Here is a 15,416-nt window from a genome sequence, read left to right on the forward strand (position 1 = left end):
GGTATCGGCGCATATTAATCCCCGAGGCCGCCAGGGAAAGGAAAAGTTCGCATTGAGAATTGTTGCGCCGCGTCCCATGTTGGGCCGGCCCCATCGTTGGTTTCGAGGCCCGCCATGTTCAGGACCTACCTCGGCGATCTTTCCGCCTTCGCCTGCTTTCTCGTCTGCTGGGTCGGCTACACGTGGTTTGCCGACTACGCGCGCCGCGATTCGCGCAGCATCATGGTCGCCATGCACGACCTGCACCTGCTGTGGATGCGGCGCATGCTGCGGCGCGAGGTGCGCATCGGCGACGTCAACATCCTGGGCGTGGCCAACCGCAGCGTCATGCTGCTGGTCACCACCACGGTCTTCATCCTGGCCGGACTGGTCGCCATCATGGGGGCGCTGGACAAGGCCCGCGAGCTGGTTTCCGGGCTGGCCTTCACGGTGCAGGCGTCGCGCGAGATGTGGGAAATCAAGATGCTGATGATGATCCTCATCTTCACCTACGCCTTCTTCAAGTTCATGTGGTCGCTGCGCCAGTTCAATTATTCCCTCCAGCTGCTGGGCGCGGCGCCGCTGCACGACGAACCCGATTCTCCGGACTGGGAGACGTTCCCGAAGCGGGCCAGCCGGGTGATCACGCTGGCTGTCGATTCCTTCAACCGCGGGGTGCGCGCCTATTATTTCGGGCTGGCGGCGCTGGGCTGGTTCATCCAACCCTGGGTGTTCGGGGTGGTCTCGGTGTGGATCGTGCTGGTGCTCTATCGCCGCGAGTTCCGCTCGCACACCCTCAAGACCCTGACCGCCGAGGAGGGCGATCCCTTCGCCGGCAAGGAAACGCCGGAGCGGGAAGGCGTGCCGCGATGACGCCGCTCCTCTCCACGCTCAAGCGGGCCTGCGCCGCCGAATGGGCGGCCTACGTCGACCATCCGTTCGTCCGCGCGCTGGGCGAGGGCACCTTGCCCGAGGCGGCGTTCCGCCGCTATCTGGGGCAGGACTATCTTTTCCTCGTCCATTTCGCCCGCGCCTACGGACTGGCCGCCTTCAAGGGCGAGACCATCGAGGATATCCGCCAGGCGGCCTTGGGCCTGGATGCCATGATCAACGTCGAGATGGGCCTGCACGTTTCCTTCTGCGCCGGCTGGGGCATGAGCGAGGCCGAGATGGCGGCGCTGCCCGAGGCCGACGCCACCATCGCCTATACCCGCTTCGTGCTGGAGCGCGGCCTGGCCGGCGACCTTCTCGACCTGCACGTGGCGCTGGCCCCCTGCATCGTCGGCTATGCCGAGATCGGCCAGGCGTTGGCCGCCCGCCACGAAGGCGCACTTGCCGGCAATCCCTACCGCGCCTGGGTCGAGATGTACGCCTCGGCCGACTACCGATCCGTCGCCGAGGCCGAGGCCGCCTACCTCGACACCCTGATGGCCCGGCGCGGCGGGCCGGGCCGGCTGGATGGCCTGTTGACCACCTTCCGGCAGGCGACCCGCCTGGAGGCCGCCTTTTGGGACATGGGGCTGGCGGTTTGACTTGGCCCCGTCAGGGGCCATATGAAGGCGCATGAACAGCCTGGGAATCGATAAGCCGCCGCGCGAAACCCGTGTCGTCGTCGCCATGTCGGGCGGCGTCGACAGTTCGGTGACGGCCGCCCTCCTGGCCGAGGAAGGCTACGACGTCGTCGGCGTCACCATGCAGCTTTACGACCACGGCGAGGCGACCGGGCGTCCCGGCACCTGCTGCGCCGGCAAGGACATCCACGACGCCCGGCAGGTCGCCGACGCCATCGGCATTTCCCATTACGTGGTCAATTACGAGGATCGCTTCCGCACCGCGGTCATCGACGATTTCGCCGACACCTATCTGCGCGGCGAAACGCCCATTCCCTGCGTGCGCTGCAACCAAACGGTCAAGTTCCGCGACCTGTTGGGCGCGGCCGGCGATCTTGCCGCCGACGCGCTGGTCACCGGCCATTACGTGCGCTGGCAACGGGGCGCCGCCGGCCCCGAACTGCTGCGCGGCGCCGACCATGGCCGCGACCAGAGCTATTTCCTGTTCGCCACCACCCGCCAGCAGCTTTCCTTCCTGCGCTTCCCGCTGGGCGCCATGGACAAGGGCACGACCCGCGAGCACGCCCGGCGCTTGGGCCTGCCGGTGGCCGCCAAGCCCGACAGCCAGGACATCTGCTTCGTGCCCACCGGCGGCTATGCCGCGGTCGTCGAGAAGCTGCGGCCGGGCGCCACCGAGCCGGGCGACATCGTCGATCTTGGGGGCAACGTGCTGGCCCGTCACGACGGCATCATCCACTACACCGTCGGCCAGCGGCGCGGCCTCGGCATCGGCGGCGGGGCGCCGCTTTATGTTGTGCGCCTGGAGCCCGAGGCGAGGCGCGTCGTCGTCGGTCCGGCCGAGGCGCTGCTGACCGGCAGGCTTGCCGTGCGCGAGGTCAACTGGCTGGGCGACGGCGACGGGCCACCGGAGACGGGGGTCAGGGTCGCGGTCAAGCTGCGCTCCACCCAGCCGCTCACCGCCGCCACCGTGTTCGGCCGCGACGGCGGCATGGCCGAGGTGGCGCTGGACACCCCCCAGGCCGGCGTCGCCCCCGGCCAGGCCTGCGTCTTCTACGACGGCGAGCGCATGCTGGGCGGCGGTTGGATCGTGCGTTCCTAGGCACGTTACGTCTCTGCACTAACCTGGGGCATCCGCTGCGGCGCTTGACACGCGGAGACCTGTACATAATTATGTACATGTCTTTCGAGGAGAGCGCCATGGGACACGTCAGCTACACCGAATTTCGCCAGAACCTTGCGAGTTTCATGGACGACGTCTGCGAGGGGCGAGCTCCCCTCACGGTCACCCGCCAGAAGGGCCGCTCCGTCGTGGTGATTTCCGAGGAGGAGTATGAAAGCCTCGTCGAGACCTTCCATCTGCTCAAGAGCCCGGCGAACGCCCGGCGCCTGTCGGGCGCCGTCGCCGCTCTTGATGCCGGCCAGGGTGTCGAGCGCGATCCCATCGAATGAAGCTCGTCTGGGCGCCGCAGGCCTGGGAGGACTACCTGCATTGGCAGGAAGACGACCGGGAAATCGTCGGCAAGATCAACGACCTCATCAAGGATGCCACACGGAGCCCTTTCCGGGGGCTCGGAAAACCGGAACCCTTGAAGGGAAGCCTTCAGGGCTGGTGGTCCCGGCGCATCACGGGCGAGCATCGGTTCGTCTATCGCGTCACCGGCGCCGGCGATGCCAAGGCGCTCGAGATCGCTCAGTGCCGGTACCATTACTGACGCCGCTTCCAGGCAAACTCCGTTCCGCCGCTAGGTCTCTGGGCTGACCAAAACGGGAAGCCAGACGGGCACTCCGTCTTTTTCCCCATGGTCGGGCTGGAAGTCGGGCTGTCCCCCGTGCTATCAGCGGCAGCGGTTGCGCGCGGCCGTTCGGCCGGCGGCGGCCAAAAACAAAGACGAACGCTGTGTCGGGAGACTGGAATGGACGTGTTCGACGCCGCCGAAAGCCTGGACCGCCAGGCCATCGAGGCCCTGCAACTCGAGCGCCTGCGCGAAACCCTGGGCCGCGTCGCCGCCGTTCCCCTTTATGCCGAACGTCTGGCGGCGGCGAACCTTTCGGCCGCCAGCCTGCGCTCGCTGGCCGATTTCCGGCGCCTGCCTTTCACCACCAAGGACGACCTGCGCGCCGCCTATCCGTCCCGCATGCTGGCTCGCCCGATGAGCGAGATGGTGCGGGTCCATACCTCGAGCGGCACCACCGGCACCGCCATCGCCATCTTCCATACCCGCAACGACATCGCGGTGTGGGCCGACCTCATGGCCCGCTGCATGCATATGGTCGGCCTGCGTTCCAGCGACGTCTTCCAGAACGCCTCGGGCTATGGGCTGTTCACCGGCGGGCTCGGCATCCACGCCGGGGCCGAGCGGCTGGGCTGCTGCACCATTCCGGCGGGGGCGGGCAACACCCATCGCCAGATCCAGCTGATCCGCGATTTCGGCGTCACCGGCCTGCACATCATCCCGTCCTATGCCCTCTACTTGGCCGAAGCCCTGGAGCACGAGGGGATCGATCCCGACGCGCTGGGCCTGCGCATCGCGCTGATCGGCGCCGAGCCGCACAGCGAGGAGGTGCGCCGGCGCATCGAGGCCGGCCTCGGGGTCAAGGCCTACAATTCCTATGGGCTGTCCGAGATGAACGGCCCCGGCGTCGCCTTCGAGTGCGTCGAGCAGGCCGGCATGCACGTGTGGGAGGACGCCTTCCTGTTCGAGGTGATCGATCCCGAAAGCGGCGAGCCGGTCGCCGACGGCGAAATCGGCGAACTGGTGATGACGACGCTGATGCGCGAAGGCATGCCGATCCTGCGCTACCGCACCCGCGATCTTACCCGCATCCTGCCCGGCCCGTGCGCCTGCGGGCGGACGCATCGGCGGATCGACCGTATCACCGGGCGGGCCGACGACATGCTGATCCTCAAGGGGGTCAACATCTACCCCATGCAGATCGAGAAGGTGCTGATGACCTTCGCCGAGATCGGCAAGAACTATCAGATCGTGCTGGAGCGCGAAGGGGTGGTCGAGCGCATCCGGGTGCGCGCCGCGGTGGGGGCCGAGGTGCTCAAGGGCAGCGCCGGGGCGCTGGAGGCCCTGCGCCGGAAAATCACCGCCGGCCTGCACGACGAGATCCTGGTGACGCCGACGGTCGAACTGGTCGCCGAAACCGAGGTGCCGCGCGCCGAGGGCAAGGCCAGGCGGGTGGTCGACCTCAGGGGGCAATAGCCGCGCCAATCCTTCCGATGGCCGCTAAAGCGGGCAACTTGCCACAATTTCCCGCAGAAATTTGTCAAAAATAAATGTAAATTGTCATGCGCGGAAATGGCGTACACCCGATCTGCGGGAGATATCGCTTAAATTTCAACGGATTTTGACGACGTTTGGTGCGCTTCGAAGCCGTAACGGGGGGGCCCTCGGCGAAACGAAAAAGGCCGCGTTCTGACATCGCGGCGTAAAGGGTGGATGTTCCAATTGCGTCAATTGGGACCCTCCGGGCTTTCATCTGCCGTTTGCGTGGCAGGCGGCAGCCGGAGCGATCGGCGGGCGACCGGAATAAGAAAGAAAACAGAGAGGAAACCAGGGATGAGCGTCAATTTGAACAACTGGAAAATCGGCCGCCGGCTGATGGTTCTGGTTGCGCTGTTTGCGGTGATGTATCTCGGCATCGGAGGAGTCAGTCTCGTCGGTCTGCGCGACGCGCTCTATGAACAGAAGGGCGACGAGACGCGGCGCATCGTCGAGGTCGCCCACAGTTTCGTTAAGGAGTTTCACGCCCGCGCGGGACGGGGAGAGCTGACGGAAGCCCAGGCCAAGGAAGGGGCGCTCGCCGCCCTCAAGGGGCTGCGCTACGACGGCGAGCAGTATTACTGGGTCAACGACATGGACGCCTTGATGCTGATGCATCCGACGGCGCCGAAGCTGGTGGGGACCAGCCTGCGCACACTGAAGGACGCGCACGGCAACTTCATTTTCGCGGACATGATCGAGGTCGTCAAAAAGGATGGCGCCGGCCAATACACCTATTACTGGCCGCCCGACAGCACGTCGCCGAAGCCGAAGGTGTCCTACGTGGCCGGTTTCAAGCCCTGGGGCTGGATCATCGGCAGCGGCGTCTTCGTCGAGGACGTCGAGAAGACCTTCTGGGGCAAGGCGGAACTGACCGGCGGCATGGCGGTGCTGACGGTGCTCATCGTCGTCGTCGTCGCCACGTCCATCGCCCGCAGCGTTTCCAGGCCGGTCAAGGAAATGACGAACGCCATGGACGCCCTGGCCCGCGGCGACAGGGCCATCGACATTCCGGCCCGCAATCGCAAGGACGAGATCGGCGAGATGGCCGCCGCCGTTCAGGTCTTCAAGGACGGCATGATCGAGGCCGATCGCCTGGCCGAGGAGCAGCGGCGCGAGCAGGAAGCGCGGACGGCCCGGGCCAAGCGCATCGAGGATCTCTGCCAAGCCTTCGACGCCACGTCGACCCAGGCGGTGAAGTCGGTGGCGGCGGCGGCATCGCAGATGCAGTCGTCCTCCGAAGCCATGGGGGCGACCGCCGAGGAGGCCAACCGTCAGGCCTCCGCCGTGGCGGCGGCCTCGGAACAGGCCTCGGCCAACGTGCAGACCGTCGCCTCGGCGGCCGAGGAACTGTCGTCCTCGATTTCTGAAATCAGCCGCCAAGTGACCCAGGCCTCGCAAATCGCCTCGGCCGCGGTGAGCGAAGCCGAGAAGACCAACGTCAAGGTCCAGGGCTTGGCCCAGGCCGCCAACAAGATCGGCGAAGTGGTGGCCCTGATCACCGATATCGCCGAGCAGACCAACCTGCTGGCGCTCAACGCCACCATCGAGGCGGCCCGGGCCGGCGACGCCGGCAAGGGTTTTGCGGTCGTTGCCAGCGAGGTGAAGAATCTCGCCAACCAGACGGCCAAGGCGACCGACGAGATCGGCGCCCAGATCGCCGGCATCCAGTCGGCCACCCAGGAAGCCGTGGCGGCGATCGAATCGATCACCAAGACGATCTCGAAGATCAACGAGGTCAACTCGGGCGTCGCCTCGGCGGTCGAGGCACAGGGGGCGGCGACCCAGGAGATCGCCCGCAACGTCGAGCAGGCGGCCGCGGGAACCCAGGAAGTGAGTTCCAACATCGGCGGCGTCAGCCAGGCGGCCAATGAGACCGGCACGGCAGCCGAGCAGATTAACAAGGCGGCCGGCGAACTGTCGCAGCAGTCGGAAACGCTTCGCGCCGAAGTCGACAAGTTCCTCGCCGGCGTGCGTTCCGCCTGAAGTCTGGCCCGTAAACCATCGGGGGCGGCCCATGGCCGCCCCCGTTTCTTTCAGGCGATCTCTCCGCCTTCAGCTATTTCTGGAAGACCAGCTTCAGCGGCTTCTCCTGATAGGCGTGACGCACCTGGGCGTTGTCGAAGAAGGCGACGCCGAAGGCGTACTCCTTGCCCATGTCGCTGAACTGGATGTCGAACTTGCTGCCGGTGGCGAGCTTGCGCGACATCTCCACCGTCCACTTGCCGTTGGCCCATTTGGCGCTGGCCTTGATTTCACCGCGGTCGCCCGCGAACGGCGCGATCATGATCGAGGCCACCTCGTCGCCGGCCTTGAACTTGCTGTCGTCGAACGGCGCCTCGTTGCCTTTCGTCACCCAGTAGGTGCCGCCGCCATTGGCCGGCTTGGCATCCTTGCTCATGACCTCGGGCTTGCCGTTGACGAGCTTGATGTCGCTGTAGCCGCCGCCGGTCTTGGGATCGCCGTGGCGACCGGCCTCGGGGGACTTCTCCTTGTCGTATTTGGTGTGGTCCAGGTACTGGTCGTCGACCTGGCCGACCGGCAGGGTGCGCACAAGCTTGAGGTGCCACATGTCGCCCAGTTCGCCGGCCTCGGCGGTGTACTTGTTGCCGAAGGGCTTGCCCGGCTCGCCGGCGTGGCAGGCGATCTGACAGCCGCGGCGGTCGAAGCCGAAGATGGAATCGTTGATGTTCCAGATCAGCGCCGCCTTGTCCTCGTAGACCTTGTTGTTGTCGCCGCCCTTGTCGTCGGGGTCCTTCACCTTGGCCCACGAGCCGTCGGCCTGTTTCTTGTAAGGGCTGCGCTGGTAGCTGAGGGTGGGATCGTCCCACTGCAGGAGGACATAGAGCATGTCCCCCACATAGGCGGCCTTGATCGTGCCCTTGGTCTCGCCGGAACCGCCGAAGTTGACCCCCTTGATCGCCGTGATGGAGGTGGCGGTCGCCTGACCCCAGGCGGCGTCGCCGGCGTCGCCGTCGAGCGTCGGCGCCGCCGAGCCCTTGACGGCCGTCACCGTGAACTCGTCCGCCGCCTGGGCGGCCGAAACAGCCAGCGCCAGCGCGCCCCCCATGACCAGGGCGGTGCCGGCCGGTTTCAGAAAGCGTTTCATGCCTGTCTCCTCAGCAAGGGGTGATGCCTCGTGGTTAAGCCCGCTTCCCGCCGTTTGCGGAGGGGGTCGGGGGAGTGCCCGTTCGATCGGGCGGTTGCCCGGCATGGCCGGGGTGATCGTCGTGCCAGCCGGTGATCATCATCTTGAAGCCGGCGGCGGCGGTGGTTCCCATGGTGCCCATGTAGATGTGGCCCAGCAGGAAAAGGGTGAGCAGGAAGCCGATGACGTAATGGGCGACCGCCAGCGGCAGCAATCCATCCATGCCGAACAGCCGCTCCGGCGCCCATTCGGGAAAGAAGAAGGCGATGCCGGTAACGATCAAAAATGGCATGGCCACGTACATGACCAGCAGGTAGGTGGCCTGTTGCAGCACGTTGAACTTTTTCCCGGGCGTCGGCACCGTCGGCGGCGGCGCGCCCTTGAAGATGCCGGACGCGACATAGGCGTTCTGGGCGTTGAGCCCGGAAATCAGCTCGTCGGCCGCCGGCACGTACTGCCGCCAGTTCCCGGAAACCGTGTTCCACACCAGGTACGCGACATAGAGAACGGTCAGCGCGATGCCCGAGACGTTGTGGATGGTGCGCGCGATGTCGAAGCGGATGAGTGGCAGGCCGGGGTCGGAGAAGTGCAGGCTGAAACCCGACGCCATCAGCAGGATCATCAGGGTGGCGTTCGTCCAGTGCCAGAGGCGGAGCCACAGCGGGATGATGTAGACGCGCTCAGCCATTGCGGCGCCTCCGCCTGATGCCGGCCACGATCCTCGCCAGGCCATGCAGCGCGATGCCGCCCACCACCACCGCCGCGACCAGGCCGAAAGCCAGATCGAGGTAGCGGTTGCGGGTGGCGCCGATCACGTAGGCCTCGTTCAGGATCACGCTGTTGATGAAGCCGACCGTTTCGCGTTCCTCCTCGACCAGATGCCGATACAGCCGCACGCGCAGGGTCGAATTGGCCGAGTGGCAGGCGACGCAGTTCTTCTCGGCCCGTTCGGCGGCCAGGATTTCATGAGACAGGATGCTCTGCGGCACCGGCGTGTGGCATTCGACGCAGCGCACCGCCGCCCAGTGCAGCGGCGTGTTGGGCAGCCAGGCGTGGATCTTCTGCAGGTCGGGCAGGGGGTCCTTGCTCAATTGTGCGAAACGTTCGCCCGAGGCGTGACATTGCAGGCACATGGCGTTGTCCTGGCGCACCGCCTGGCGGGTGGTGCTGAAGTGCGACGCCTTGAGGAAGACGTGGGGATCGTGGCAGGTGACGCAGGTGAAAGAGCCGGGCCGCGCCTCGGCCGTCTTGGCGTGCACGCTTTTGGCGAACTGGTCCTCGATGCGCAGGAAAGTGCGGGTGTGGCATTCGTCGCAGTTGTTGATCTGCTGCTTGGTCGCCTCGGCGTGGGGGAATTCCTTGAACCCCGTCACGTGGCAGGCCACGCATTCGACGTTGGCGTGGTTGGACTTGAGGAAGAGTTCCGGATCGACCAGGCGGTCGGCCAGATCCGCCTTGTCGACGTCGGGCCGCGTCAGCGCCTGCAATCCCGCCTCCGAATGGCAGTCCAGGCATTGGGCGTTGGAGCGGCGGATGCGTTCGAGTTCGGCCGGCTCGACCTTGGTGGCGGTCTGCGCGACGGCCGTCCCGCCGCCGATCAGAACCATCAGCCCCACAGCCGCCAATAGACGAACGGACGTTTGCATTCCACCCTTCGTCCTGTTCGCATCCGCCTCGCCACGAAGGCGCACGGAATGTCGAAAGCGCCATTCCATTCTAGCGGGCAGGCCATGGCGGCGGCAAAGGAAATTCGAATTGTTCCAATTAAAAAAAGAGAAGGGGTTGAAGGCTTTATCGAAAACGAGGAAGGCGAGGGGGAAGAAAACAACGGGAAAAGGCATTCCGGCGGCGGGGGCGGAACATTTGTTTCCCGGGCTTTCTCGGGTAAGATCGCGTCACGGAGGCCGAGAAACGGGCCGATGGAAGGCGGGCTGGGAGCGCCCCGGCCCCGCTTTGCCGTCGAAGGTAGCGTGCGATCTCGGATGATTGGGGATGGCTCGATGGCACGGAAACGGAGTGACAAGACCCGGTCGGGCCCCCGCCAGGCGGTCTTTCCCATCGTCGGCATCGGCGCCTCGGCCGGCGGCATCGCGGCGCTGAAGCAGTTTTTCGAGGCCATGCCGCGAGAGCCGGGCATGGCGTTCGTCGTCGTTCTCCACCTGACCCCGGACAAGCCCAGCCATCTGGCCGGGATCGTCGGCAGGTCGTCGCCCCTTCCGGTTATCGAAATCACCGGCGATATCGAGGTCGAGAAGGACCGCGTCTACGTCATCGCGCCCGCCCAGGCGCTGGTGCTGGAAGACGGTGTGCTGAGGGGCAAGCCGGCGGGCGATCGCCCCCACCATCCGGTCGACACCCTCTTCAAGAGCCTGGCGGTGGAGCGGCGGGAACGGGCGGCCGCGGTCATCCTGTCGGGTTCGGGATCGAACGGGGCGGCCGGCATTTTGCGCATCAAGCAGGAGGACGGCGTCGTCTTCGTGCAGCAGCCGGAAACGGCCGAGTACGACGGCATGCCGCGCGCCGCCATCGGCACCGGCGTCGTCGACCGCATCATGCCGCCGGCCGACATGCCGGCGGAACTGATCGCCTACATGCGCCACCTCGACGCCAGCAGGGCGCTGCCGCCGGCGGAGGCCAAGCAGGCGCCGATCATCGCCCTGCTGCGGGCGCGGGCCGGGTACGATTTTCGTCCTTACAAGGCGAACACCCTGCTGCGCCGAATCCAGCGCCGCATGGGGCTCAGGCGGGTGGACACCGTCGGCGCCTATGTGGAAATGCTGCACGCGGAACCGGCGGAGGTCGAGGCCCTGGCGCGCGATCTGCTGATCAACGTCACCGGCTTCTTCCGCGACGAAGCGGCGTGGCAGGCCCTGGCGGACGGCGTCATCGGGCCCCTGGTGAAGGCGCGCGACGCCGAGCAGCCGATCCGCGCCTGGACGCCGGGGTGCTCCACCGGCGAAGAGGCCTACAGCCTCGCCATGCTGTTGATGGAAGCCGTCGAGGATGCCGACAAACCGCTGGAAATAAAGGTCTTCGCCACCGATCCCGCGCCACACGTCCTGGCTCGCGGCCGGGCCGGCAGCTTTCCCGCCAGCGTCGTCGAGGTCATACCGCCAGAGCGCCTGCGGCGTTTTTTCGACCGCGACGGCGACAGTTTCGTCGCCAAGAAAAGGCTGCGCGACACCATCGTTTTCGCGCCGCAGAACGTCCTGTCCGACCCGCCGTTCTCGCATCTCGACATCGTCTGCTGCCGGAACCTGCTGATCTATCTCGAACCGGAAGCGCAGCGGCGCATCCTGTCGCTGCTCCACTTCTCGCTGCGCCGCGACGGCTATCTGTTCCTCGGGCCCTCGGAATCGGCCGCCGACCACGGCAACCTGTTCGAGCCCGTGGTCAAGAAGTGGCGCATCTACCGGCGGACGGGCGGCAGACGCCCCGGCATCCTGGATTTTCCACGCTCCGGCGTGGCTTTGCACGACCGCGCGCCGTCGCCCCCATCGCCGCCGCAACGCGAGCCCGACGACGCCGAAAGAACCCGCGAGGCCCTGCTTGACGATTTCGCGCCGCCCTCGGTTCTGGTCGACCGGGACTTCACCATCCTTTACTTCCACGGCTCGGCGGACGCCTTTCTGTCGCATCCCAAAGGGGAACCGACGCACAATCTGTTGCGCCTCGCGCAGCCGCGTTTCGCTCCTCACCTGCGTTCCCTCGTGCAGCGGGTCCTCGATGACAAGCGGTCGGCGCGCGTATCGGTCCAGATGACCGGCGACGCCGATGCCCCGACGGCGGAAATCGTCGCCCGCCCGTTGGCGACCGGCGGCGACCGGTTTCTCGTGCTCGTCTCGTTCCTGGCGTCGTCCCCGCCCCGGGCCGCGTCCGGGCCGTGGAACGAACACGACCTCGATATCGCGTTGCGGGCCTCGCAGGAGGAACTGCGCTACGCCGTCGCCGAACTGGAGCGCGCCAACGAAGACCTGAGGGCGTCGAACGAGGAGGTTTCCTCGATCAACGAGGAGTTCCAGGCGGCCAACGAGGAGTTGGAGACCTCGAAGGAAGAGTTGCAGTCCCTCAACGAGGAACTGACCACCGTCAACGTCCAACTTCAGGAGAAGGTGGAGGAACTGGAGGCCCTGACCAACGACCTCAACAACACCCTGAACAGCAGTGCCGTGGTCACGCTGTTCCTGGACAGCCAGTCGCGCATCCGCTGGTTCACGCCGGCGACCCGGGATCTGTTCTCGCTGACGGTGGCCGACATCGGGCGCAGCGTCACCGATTTCGCCCGCCATTTCCAGGACCCCGCCTTCATGGAGGATATCGAAAAGGTCCTGCGCGATCTGCAGCCGCGGGAAGCCGAGATTCTGAGCGCCGCGAACCGCTGCTTTCTGCGCCGCACCCTGCCCTATCGGACGGAGGACGACCGCATTTCCGGCGTCGTCGTGACCTTTGTCGAGATCACCGCCCGCAGACAGGCCGAGGATGCCCTGCGCGTGAGCGAGCGACGGTTCCGGGCACTGGTGGAGGCGTCGGCGCAGATGGTCTGGAGCACGGACGCGGACGGCGGCGTCGTCGAAGATTCGCCAAGCTGGCGCGCCTTCACCGGGCAAACGCGGGAGGAATGGATCGGCCACGCCTGGACGGATGCCGTGCATCCCGAGGACCGCGAGGGCGCCGAGCGGGCGTGGCGGGCGGCCGTCGCCGAGGCGCGCCCGCTGGCGGGTGAATTCCGCATTTGCCACGCGGGCACTAGGACCTGGCGATACATGGCCGTCCGCGCCATGCCCCGGCTCGATGGAAGCGGGCGGGTTCAGGAATGGGTCGGCATGACCATCGACGTCACCGATCAGCGCGAGGCCGGCCATCGCCAGCAGATTCTGCTGGACGAATTGCAGCACCGCATGAAGAACCTTTTCACCAACATCGTCGCCCTCCTGCGCCTGTCGAGCCGCGGCGCCACCGACGTCAAGGGCCTCGTCAACGGCTTCATCGGCCGCCTTGCGGCGCTCGAGCGGACCCAGAACCTGTTGGGCGTCCACGAGTCGAAGGAGGTGGACGTTCGAGATCTGGTGGCCGCCGAGTTGAACGCCCACGGCGCCGCGCCCGGCGGGCACATCCGGCTGGGCGAAAAATCCTGCGCCGTGCCCCAGGCGGTCGCCCAGGTGCTGGGCATGGTCATCCATGAACTGGCGACGAATTCCCGCAAGTACGGCGCCCTGCAGCACGACGGTGCCGGCCTGGACATCGCCTGGGGCGTGGTTGGGAACGAGCCTCCGCGGCTGGTGTTCACGTGGACGGAAAGCGGCGTGCCGATGCCGGAATGCCCCTCGCGGGCGGGATTCGGCAGCCGGCTGATCGAGGAGGCCGCCCCCCACATGCTGCACGGCGAGGCGAAGCTGTCGTTCGAGCCCGACGGCGTGCGCTGCCTGTTGGACGTCCCGCTCGCGCCGCGATGACGATAGAGGGGTTCATCCCGGCAGGATAAGGCCGTAATATCGCGCCGTCCTCGCCACCCGCCGGAGCCGCCTTGTGGGTTTTCCATCCCGTCTGATCGCCCGCGCTTTCCAAGCCACCGTGCCCGTCATCCTCGGCTATTTCCCGTTGGGGGTCGCCTTTGGGCTGTTGTTCGTCGACCAGGTGGGGGCGGGCTGGCTCTATGCCTTTCTGATGAGCCTGATCGTCTTTGCCGGCGCCTCGCAGTTCCTGGCGGTCGGCCTGCTGGCGGCGGGGGCGGGGATCGCCGAGATCGCGGCGGCTACCTTCGTGCTGAACGCGCGGCACGCCTTCTTCGGGGTCAGCCTGCTGGAACGCTGGCGGACCGGCCCCCTGAAGAAATTTTTCCTGATCTATTGGCTGACCGACGAGACCTATGCCCTGATTACCAGCCTGAAGGCCCCGCCCGACGTCGAGGAGAGCGACTTCCATCTGCTGATCGCCGGCATCAACTATTCCTCGTGGTGCGCCGGCAGCCTGGCCGGCGCGCTGGCCGGCGAGGCCATCGCGTTTGATACCGCCGGCCTGGACTTCACCCTGACGGCGCTGTTCGCGGTGCTTCTGGTCGAGCAGGTCCGCCGGGTCCGCGAGCCCTTTCCGTTCCTGCTGGCGTTGGCGGCCGGCTTGGCCACCCTGGCGGTGTTCGGGACCGCCAACATGCTGCTGATCTCGATCACGCTCGCCCTGATCCTGGTGGTGGCCGACGGCGCGAGGCGGGGGTGGGCATGAACGGCTACATTCTCTCCGCCATCCTGGCGATGGCGGCGGCCACCGTCATCAGCCGGGCCGCGCCCTTCGTCTTCCTCGGACGGTGGGCGACGCACCCGGCGGTGCGCTTCCTCGGCAAGGCGACGCCGCCGGTGATCCTGACGCTGCTGGTTCTCTATTGCCTGAAGGGGGTGTCGCCGACGGTGCCGCCCTATGGCCTGCCCGAGGCCGTGGCGCTGGCCGTTACGGTCGGGCTGCATCTCAGGTGGCGCAACGCCCTTCTCAGCATCGGGGCCGGCACCGGCGTCTACATGGCGCTCGTGCAGAGCGGCATCATGGCGGCGGCGATTTAGGCGCCCGGTCCTGGCGGTGGCGCACGCGCTCGCGCCACAGGATGTAAAGGCCGCTGGCGATGACCAGGCCCGAGCCGGTGAGGACGAAGGCGTCGGGAACGTCGCCGAAGACCAGGAAGCCGTAGAAGGCCGCCCACAGCATCTGGGTGTACTGGAAGGGGGCGACGGTGGCCGGCGGCGCCAGCTTGAAGGCCTGCACGATGCAGATGTGGGCCGATCCGGCGAGCAGGCCCACCAGGGCCATCAGCATCAGGTCGAACGGCGCGACGGGAACGAACGAGATCGGCAGGAAAACGCCGGAAACGATGAGCTTGCCGACGATCAGCCAGAACAGCATGGCGGTGTCGGATTCGCGGCCGCCGATCTGGCGGGTGATGATCAGCGCCACGGCGAAGGCGCAGGCCGATCCGAAGGCGCCGAAGTAGCCGATGTCGAGCGGCACCAGTCCGGGGCGCAGGACGACGAGAATCCCCAGGAAGCCGACGACGACGGCGCTCCAGCGGTGGCGGCCGACCGCTTCGCCCAGCAGCCACGGCGACAGCGCGGTGACGATCAGCGGCGAGGCGAAGATCAGCGTATAGGCGTTGGCCAGCGGCAGGCGGCTGAAGGCCAGATAGGCGCCGAAGGTGTCCATCGCCATCAGCAGCGTGCGGATCAGCACCGCCTTGGGGAAGCGGGGCTTGATGACGATCGGGCGGCCGCTGAACCACACCAGGGCGGCGATCGGCAGCGCCGCGAACGTGGTCGTCACGAAATAGATGAGCAGGACGGAATAGCCGCCGCTCAGGAACTTCACCGCCGCATCCGCCGACGAGAAGAAGGCGAACGTGACGACGGAGAAGATGATCCCCCGGCCGATGCGGTCGCCAGCCCTCATCGGACAAACCCCTGACGGGGC

The 15,416-nt window shown here is 66.6% G+C and carries 14 protein-coding genes; 10 read left to right on the plus strand and 4 right to left on the minus strand.

Going from position 1 to position 15,416, the window contains the following annotated elements; all coding sequences use genetic code 11:
• Window positions 1–114 precede the first annotated feature (114 nt).
• The 7 genes from ODR01_RS10135 (at window position 115) to ODR01_RS10165 (ending at window position 6,805) form a co-directional block, all read left to right on the plus strand.
• Window positions 115–852, plus strand: a complete 738-nt coding sequence (locus ODR01_RS10135) for a DUF599 domain-containing protein (RefSeq protein WP_316977527.1) — start codon at window positions 115–117, stop codon at window positions 850–852.
• The gene (locus ODR01_RS10140; protein ID WP_316977528.1) at window positions 849–1,511 is read left to right on the plus strand and encodes a TenA family protein; all 663 of its coding nucleotides are present in this window, start codon (window positions 849–851) and stop codon (window positions 1,509–1,511) included. Before ODR01_RS10135 ends, ODR01_RS10140 begins: the two co-directional genes overlap by 4 nt.
• A gap of 31 nt (window positions 1,512–1,542) precedes the next feature.
• Window positions 1,543–2,649 carry a tRNA 2-thiouridine(34) synthase MnmA gene (mnmA, locus tag ODR01_RS10145; RefSeq protein WP_316977529.1) on the plus strand — a complete coding sequence of 369 codons (1,107 nt, stop codon included), beginning with the start codon at window positions 1,543–1,545 and terminating at the stop codon, window positions 2,647–2,649.
• A gap of 98 nt (window positions 2,650–2,747) precedes the next feature.
• A complete protein-coding gene (locus tag ODR01_RS10150) occupies window positions 2,748–2,999 on the plus strand; it encodes a type II toxin-antitoxin system Phd/YefM family antitoxin (protein WP_316977530.1) in 252 nt (83 codons plus the stop codon).
• Complete coding sequence (locus ODR01_RS10155) at window positions 2,996–3,262, plus strand: Txe/YoeB family addiction module toxin (protein WP_316977531.1); 267 nt, start codon at window positions 2,996–2,998, stop codon at window positions 3,260–3,262. The genes ODR01_RS10150 and ODR01_RS10155 overlap by 4 nt, the downstream gene beginning before the upstream one ends.
• A gap of 201 nt (window positions 3,263–3,463) precedes the next feature.
• Complete coding sequence (locus tag ODR01_RS10160; protein WP_316977532.1) at window positions 3,464–4,759, plus strand: phenylacetate--CoA ligase family protein; 1,296 nt, start codon at window positions 3,464–3,466, stop codon at window positions 4,757–4,759.
• A 357-nt stretch (window positions 4,760–5,116) separates the two neighbouring features.
• Entirely contained in the window at window positions 5,117–6,805 is a 1,689-nt protein-coding gene (locus ODR01_RS10165; RefSeq protein ID WP_316977533.1) for a methyl-accepting chemotaxis protein, read from the plus strand.
• A gap of 73 nt (window positions 6,806–6,878) precedes the next feature.
• Here ODR01_RS10165 and ODR01_RS10170 read toward each other — a convergent pair whose 3' ends face one another.
• The 3 genes from ODR01_RS10170 to ODR01_RS10180 are packed head-to-tail and all read right to left on the minus strand — an operon-like array spanning window position 6,879 to window position 9,613.
• Window positions 6,879–7,928 carry an ethylbenzene dehydrogenase-related protein gene (locus tag ODR01_RS10170; protein ID WP_316977534.1) on the minus strand — a complete coding sequence of 350 codons (1,050 nt, stop codon included), beginning with the start codon at window positions 7,926–7,928 and terminating at the stop codon, window positions 6,879–6,881.
• Between the two features lie 34 nt (window positions 7,929–7,962).
• Window positions 7,963–8,655 (minus strand): cytochrome b/b6 domain-containing protein, encoded by a 693-nt coding sequence (locus ODR01_RS10175; protein ID WP_316977535.1) that lies wholly within the window; start codon window positions 8,653–8,655, stop codon window positions 7,963–7,965.
• On the minus strand, window positions 8,648–9,613 hold the full coding sequence (locus ODR01_RS10180) for a cytochrome c3 family protein (protein WP_316977536.1): 966 nt from the start codon (window positions 9,611–9,613) through the stop codon (window positions 8,648–8,650). The genes ODR01_RS10175 and ODR01_RS10180 overlap by 8 nt, the downstream gene beginning before the upstream one ends.
• A 354-nt stretch (window positions 9,614–9,967) precedes the next feature.
• Between ODR01_RS10180 and ODR01_RS10185 the strand changes: the two genes are divergently transcribed.
• The 3 genes from ODR01_RS10185 to ODR01_RS10195 all read left to right on the plus strand — a co-directional run bounded on the left by ODR01_RS10185 (window position 9,968) and on the right by ODR01_RS10195 (window position 14,518).
• Entirely contained in the window at window positions 9,968–13,420 is a 3,453-nt protein-coding gene (locus ODR01_RS10185; protein WP_316977537.1) for a CheR family methyltransferase, read from the plus strand.
• A 73-nt stretch (window positions 13,421–13,493) separates the two neighbouring features.
• Window positions 13,494–14,186, plus strand: coding sequence for an AzlC family ABC transporter permease (locus ODR01_RS10190; protein WP_316977538.1), 693 nt, complete (start codon window positions 13,494–13,496; stop codon window positions 14,184–14,186).
• The gene (locus ODR01_RS10195; protein WP_316977539.1) at window positions 14,183–14,518 is read left to right on the plus strand and encodes a branched-chain amino acid transporter permease; all 336 of its coding nucleotides are present in this window, start codon (window positions 14,183–14,185) and stop codon (window positions 14,516–14,518) included. Before ODR01_RS10190 ends, ODR01_RS10195 begins: the two co-directional genes overlap by 4 nt.
• Here the strand turns inward: ODR01_RS10195 and ODR01_RS10200 are convergent.
• Window positions 14,499–15,395, minus strand: a complete 897-nt coding sequence (locus tag ODR01_RS10200; protein ID WP_316977540.1) for a DMT family transporter — start codon at window positions 15,393–15,395, stop codon at window positions 14,499–14,501. The two genes, ODR01_RS10195 and ODR01_RS10200, sit on opposite strands and share 20 nt — an antisense overlap.
• Window positions 15,396–15,416: the final 21 nt, after the last annotated feature.

Source organism: Shumkonia mesophila, assembly GCF_026163695.1.
GTDB classification, from domain to species: Bacteria; Pseudomonadota; Alphaproteobacteria; order Rhodospirillales; family Shumkoniaceae; genus Shumkonia; species Shumkonia mesophila.

Coding starts and splice junctions, on each gene's coding strand:
- ODR01_RS10195 (WP_316977539.1), top strand. CDS start 14,183: ATGAACGGCTACATTCTCTCCGCCATCCTGGCGATGGCGGCGGCCACC.
- ODR01_RS10165 (WP_316977533.1), top strand. CDS start 5,117: ATGAGCGTCAATTTGAACAACTGGAAAATCGGCCGCCGGCTGATGGTT.
- mnmA (WP_316977529.1), top strand. CDS start 1,543: ATGAACAGCCTGGGAATCGATAAGCCGCCGCGCGAAACCCGTGTCGTC.
- ODR01_RS10140 (WP_316977528.1), top strand. CDS start 849: ATGACGCCGCTCCTCTCCACGCTCAAGCGGGCCTGCGCCGCCGAATGG.
- ODR01_RS10170 (WP_316977534.1), bottom strand. CDS start 7,928: ATGAAACGCTTTCTGAAACCGGCCGGCACCGCCCTGGTCATGGGGGGC.
- ODR01_RS10155 (WP_316977531.1), top strand. CDS start 2,996: ATGAAGCTCGTCTGGGCGCCGCAGGCCTGGGAGGACTACCTGCATTGG.
- ODR01_RS10150 (WP_316977530.1), top strand. CDS start 2,748: ATGGGACACGTCAGCTACACCGAATTTCGCCAGAACCTTGCGAGTTTC.
- ODR01_RS10160 (WP_316977532.1), top strand. CDS start 3,464: ATGGACGTGTTCGACGCCGCCGAAAGCCTGGACCGCCAGGCCATCGAG.
- ODR01_RS10135 (WP_316977527.1), top strand. CDS start 115: ATGTTCAGGACCTACCTCGGCGATCTTTCCGCCTTCGCCTGCTTTCTC.
- ODR01_RS10175 (WP_316977535.1), bottom strand. CDS start 8,655: ATGGCTGAGCGCGTCTACATCATCCCGCTGTGGCTCCGCCTCTGGCAC.
- ODR01_RS10200 (WP_316977540.1), bottom strand. CDS start 15,395: ATGAGGGCTGGCGACCGCATCGGCCGGGGGATCATCTTCTCCGTCGTC.
- ODR01_RS10185 (WP_316977537.1), top strand. CDS start 9,968: ATGGCACGGAAACGGAGTGACAAGACCCGGTCGGGCCCCCGCCAGGCG.
- ODR01_RS10180 (WP_316977536.1), bottom strand. CDS start 9,613: ATGCAAACGTCCGTTCGTCTATTGGCGGCTGTGGGGCTGATGGTTCTG.